This is a genomic window from Syntrophorhabdales bacterium (genome assembly GCA_035541455.1).
GTDB lineage: Bacteria > Desulfobacterota > Syntrophorhabdia > Syntrophorhabdales > WCHB1-27 > JADGQN01.
Genome location: DATKNH010000102.1, coordinates 1 through 5,225, shown reverse-complemented (window position 1 = coordinate 5,225; position 5,225 = coordinate 1). Strand labels below are relative to the sequence as shown.

Below are 5,225 nucleotides of genomic sequence, written 5' to 3'. Positions count from 1 at the left end.
ATGGGGCTAGACAGATAAGAGCACCAAGTAAAATGGCGACGCTAACCTTTTTCATCTCTAGTACTTCCTCCCATTCAAAGCATAAACCCCAAAGATTCTCGTGTCAACAACCCCCAGCTTCAGAGTTGGCCTTAATGCTTAAGAGCATAAACCATGCCAGTTCAGAGTCCCTCACCGCAACTGGCTCAGCCTCAACCGATTACCTAAAGGTTCTGGGTGTTTTTGGACTAATTGCGTCCTGGATCGGGGATATGGAAGGGACAGACAAACGACATTAGTGTCGAATTACTGCTATCTGATTCGACATTTTCTGACGCGGCGCGACCGAAAACGCTCGCTGGCCCCGTACGTTAGCCGGACTTTGTTTCCTGACCATTGTTTTTCAAGCTTACCGGCGTTAGATTATCAGAAAACAAGAGGAGGTCTTCTATGAAATCTTGCACAGGTGCGCTCGCACTCGTCGTAGCGCTGCTTATAACGGGAATAGCCTATGGAGCGGACGATCAGGCCCTCAGGACAGAGAAAGAGCAGAGAAGTTATGCCATAGGCGCTCAGATGGGGAGTGATATGAGGCGCTTCGGTATGGAAGTGGATCCTGATCTTGTGGCAAGGGGCTTCCGGGATGCCTATTCAGGCGGGAAGCTTCTTCTCAGTGACCAGCAAATGTCTGAAACAATGACTGGCGTCGGCAGGACAATGGAAGCCAAAGGCACTGAGATGATGAAGCAGGATGCCGAAAGGAACAGGAAGGAGGGGGAGGCATTTCTTGCACAGAACATGAAAAAGGAAGGGGTGAGAACCCTGCCGAGCGGGTTGCAATACAGGGTCCTTAGAGCGGGCACAGGCCGCACCCCGAGGGCAACGGATACTGTTACGGTGAATTATCGCGGAACCTTTATTAACGGCACTGAGTTTGACAGCTCCTACCGCCGTGGACAACCATTCGTCTTTCAGGTTAACCGCGTGATCAAGGGTTGGGTAGAGGCTCTCCAAATGATGAGCGTGGGTGCGAAATGGCAACTTTTCATACCAGCTCGTCTCGCTTACGGCGAACAAGGAGCGCCCCCGGCCATAGGGCCCAACGCCACATTAATCTACGAGGTGGAGTTACTCTCAATCAAGTAACTCGTCAAGAGAACCCCCCTCCGGTGCGGCAAGGCAGCGCGCGGGTACCCGGCTCAAACATATCGTCGGAGTGGGAAACGAAGGTAGGCGCAAAGGGCAACCTGGCATAATGGACTTTTGACGCCGCCGCCCTTAACCTGCTATATTCACGTTATGAAGCAGATCGTCATTGGCACCGCAGGCCATATCGACCACGGCAAGACCGCCCTGGTAAAAGCACTCACCGGCATTGACTGCGACAGGCTCAAAGAAGAAAAAGAACGGGGCATAACCATAGAGCTCGGTTTTGCGCATTACAGATTCGGGGATGATCTTCTGGCAGGCATCGTCGATGTTCCCGGCCACGAACGTTTTGTAAAGCATATGGTGGCAGGAGCCTGGGGCATCGACATGGTGCTCTTCGTAATTGCAGCAGACGAATCGGTCATGCCGCAGACGAGGGAGCACCTGGATATCTGCGAGCTGCTCGGCATCAAGAGGGGGATTGTAGCGATCACCAAGAAAGATCTGGTAGAGCCTGACATCGTGGAACTGGTCAAGGAGGAAATACGGGATCTCGTCAAAGGTCGGTTCCTTGAAGGTGCACCGGTCATTGCTGTTTCATCAGTAACGGGTGAAAACATCGACCTCCTCAAGGAGCATATAAGAAAAGTAGCAGATGAGATTCAGGAGCGGTCCAAAGCGGGCGTCTTCCGATTACCTGTTGACCGGGTCTTCACTATTAAAGGCTTCGGTACGATCGTAACGGGCACGTGCATCTCGGGTCAGATACGCGAGGGCGAAGAGGTGGAAATTTACCCTACCGGGAGGAGGGCAAAAGTAAGAAATATACAAGCCTACCATGAAGACGCGAGCGAGGCGGCGGCGGGCCAGCGTGTAGCACTCAACCTGCAGGGAGTAGAAAAGCAGGAGATAGAGCGGGGAACGCTCGTGGGCAGACCGGAAAGCCTGATGCTGACCAGCCGCATCGATGCGACATTCCGGTATCTCAAGCTGCCCTTCAAAGCTATAAAAAATGGGAGTATTCTGCGGTTTCATATTGCGACCACACAGGTGGAAGCCCGGCTCGTCTTGCTCGACCGGAAGAGCATAGAGCCGGGAGAAGAGGCATTCGCACAGTTCATTTTCATGGAGCCGGTAGTGGTACTGCCAGGCGACAGGTATATTCTGCGGGGATCTTATAGCGTACAGACGCTTGGCGGAGGCACAGTACTCGACATCCTGCCAAAAAGACACGCGAGAAAGGCAGGAGACCTTGCCAGGACTTTCTCCCTGCTGCGTGAGGGCAGTATTGTCGATAGGATCGAGTATCATATCCTGAAAGGAGCATACGAGGGTATGCGGAGAGAGACGCTTGCCGTTCTCCTGGGCACAGAAGAAAAGGCTATTGAAAGGGCCATTGCGGAGCTGACCCAGACCGCAAAGGCAAAACTGATCGGGAGAACCCTCGTTCACTCAACTCATTTTTCCGACTATAAGGCTAGGCTGCAGGCGCTCCTTACAGACTTTCATGCCAAGAACCCTCTTAAGGTGGGCATCTCCAAAGAAGAGTTACGCACGAAACTGCCCAAGGTAGAACCTCATGTGTTCCAAGTTGCCCTTGAGGAACTTATCAAAGCGGGTCAGCTGGAAGCAGAGAAAGATAAGGTACTCTTGAAAGGCGCGGCCCGACCGGCTGACAAGTCAGTGCAAGAGGAGGAGGAACAAATCCTCAAGAAGCTCCAACGGGCAGGACTCACGCCGCCAAGCCTAAATGAGCTTTCTGCGGACTTGAACATCAAGGAGGCCAGCCTTCGTGACATGCTCGGGAAACTGGCGCACGAAGGAAAAGTTGCGAAGATCAAGGGAGACATGTACTTCGATGCCCGAGTGATAGAGGCGTTGAAAAAGAAAGTGGTTGATCATCTGGAGCAGCGTAAGGAAATGATGCCGTCAGACTTTAAGAACCTTACAGGTGTCTCTCGAAAGTACATGATACCGCTGCTTGAATACTTTGACGAAACAAGGCTCACCATCAGGAGCGGAGACAAACGACTCCTCCGAACCGCCTGAATGCCGGGTTGAATTTCGCGCCCATCTTCGTTGCCCTTCTCCTCCCCTCGCATCGACGTGCTATCAGTACGTCTCCGTTCGTGTCGTTTCGGAGCGCCTCGATATTCATCGAAATTTAACCCGAAGTTCCATGTGAAATCACGATAAAAATCGTCTCTTTCCCTTGCCGGTAGCCGGGAAGCTCAAAACTGGGTCCTTCTGTTTGTGCCCATGTAATACTATATTTTTTACTTGACAGCATTGTATAGTAATGCTATGATGTGCTCATGTACATCGATGTGGTCCCCAATCGCAACTCACGGCCGGCTGTTCTTTTGCGGGAAGCGTGGCGTGAAGGCAAGAAGGTCAAGCGGCGGACGGTTGCGAATCTCACGGACTGGCCGGAAGAGAAGGTCGAAGCACTCCGGCGCGTCCTGAAGGGTGAAACCGTTGTCGCACCGAAGGAAGCCTTCCATATCGAGCGCTCCTTGGCGCACGGCCATGTGGAGGCAGTACTGGGAACGATCCGGAGAATCGGCCTCGATACCGTCATCGCATCCAGGAGAAGCCGCGAGCGCGATCTCGTCATCGCCATGCTGGCGGAGCGGCTCCTCCACCCTTCCTCGAAACTGGCCACGGCCCGGCTCATGCATACCACCACGCTCGCGGAAGAGCTCGGCGTTGGTGATGCCGACGAGGACGATCTCTACCGGGCGATGGACTGGCTTCTGTCCCGCCAGGAAACCATTGAAAAGAAGCTCGCTGCAAAGCACCTCGCGGAAGGGGCACCCGTGCTCTACGACGTGACGAGCAGCTACTACGAAGGAAGGACCTGTCCCCTGGCCCTCTTCGGCCACGACCGGGACAAAGAGAAAGGGAAGCCGATCATCGTCTACGGGGTCGTCACCGACCACGAGGGCTTGCCGGTCGCGGTCAGCGTCTATCCCGGCAACACCGGTGACCCCACCACGGTACCCGACCAGGTCGAAACACTGAAAGGCCGCTTCGGATTGAACCGCCTCGTTCTGGTCGGCGACCGGGGCATGCTCACGACGACGCAGCTCGAGACCCTGAAGAGCCACCCGGGTATCGGCTGGATCTCGGCGCTGCGCTCCCGGGCTATCCGGAACCTGGTCGAAGGGGGTGCCCTCCAGCTCTCGCTCTTCGACCAGACGGATCTTGCCGAGATCGCATCCGACGACTACCCCGGCGAGCGGCTCATCGCCTGCTTCAACCCGCTTCTGGCCGAGGAGCGCAAGAGAAAGCGAGAAGAGCTCCTTGCCGCGACGGAGAGGGAACTTGAGCGCATCGAACGGCAGGTGGCACGGCGCACCCGCACCCCGCTCGACAAGGCCGAGATCGGGAAAAAAGTCGGGGGCGTGCTCAAGCGGTTCAAGGTAGGCAAGCACTTCAAAGTGACGATCGGGGAAGGAACCTTCTCCTTTGCCCGGAACGAGCAATCGATCCAGAGAGAGGAAGCCCTGGACGGCATCTACGTCATCCGCACGAGTGAACCAGAAGAAACCCTCTCCCCCGAGGACGCGGTCCGCACGTACAAGAACCTCGCGCACGTCGAGCGCGCCTTCCGGAGCTTAAAAGGGCTCGACCTGCTCATACGGTCCATCTGGCACAGGACCGAAGCGCATGTCAAAGCCCACATCTTCCTCTGCCTGCTCGCCTACTACGTGGAGTGGCATATGCGCAGGGCCCTCGCACCGCTCCTGTTTGATGACGAAGAACTGCCGGAGAAAAGAAAGACGAGACACGCGGTGCGGCCGGCGAAAGCCTCTCCCTCAGCCCTGAGGAAAAAGAGGACGGGCATGACGCCGGACGGTCTTCCCGTCCAGAGCTTCTCGACGCTCCTCGCCGAACTCGCCACCCGCTGCCGTCATCGTGTGAGGATCGGTACCGATCCTGCTCAACCTTCTTTTTCTCGGGTAACCGAGCTCACACCTCTTCAGGCACGGGCGTTTGAGCTGCTCAGGTTGTAGCCAGTAAAGGGAAACCCCTCTCTCTTAAAAATCCTACTCCCACAAGGGAATACTGCATCACGGGGAAAGGAACTTCGG

Annotated in this window: 3 protein-coding genes; all 3 read left to right on the top strand. The window is 55.4% G+C overall.

Features of this window, described 5'->3' with window-relative positions; all coding sequences use genetic code 11:
• The first annotated feature begins 429 nt into the window (after window positions 1-429).
• The 3 genes from VMT71_10685 (at window position 430) to VMT71_10675 (ending at window position 5,147) form a co-directional block, all read left to right on the top strand.
• The gene (locus VMT71_10685) at window positions 430-1,125 is read left to right on the top strand and encodes an FKBP-type peptidyl-prolyl cis-trans isomerase (GenBank protein HVN24426.1); all 696 of its coding nucleotides are present in this window, start codon (window positions 430-432) and stop codon (window positions 1,123-1,125) included.
• 153 nt (window positions 1,126-1,278) lie between these two features.
• Window positions 1,279-3,177: a selenocysteine-specific translation elongation factor gene (gene selB, locus VMT71_10680; protein HVN24425.1), complete on the top strand. Its 1,899-nt coding sequence runs from the start codon at window positions 1,279-1,281 to the stop codon at window positions 3,175-3,177.
• A 266-nt stretch (window positions 3,178-3,443) separates the two neighbouring features.
• A complete protein-coding gene (locus VMT71_10675) occupies window positions 3,444-5,147 on the top strand; it encodes an IS1634 family transposase (protein ID HVN24424.1) in 1,704 nt (567 codons plus the stop codon).
• The last annotated feature ends 78 nt before the right edge of the window (window positions 5,148-5,225 follow it).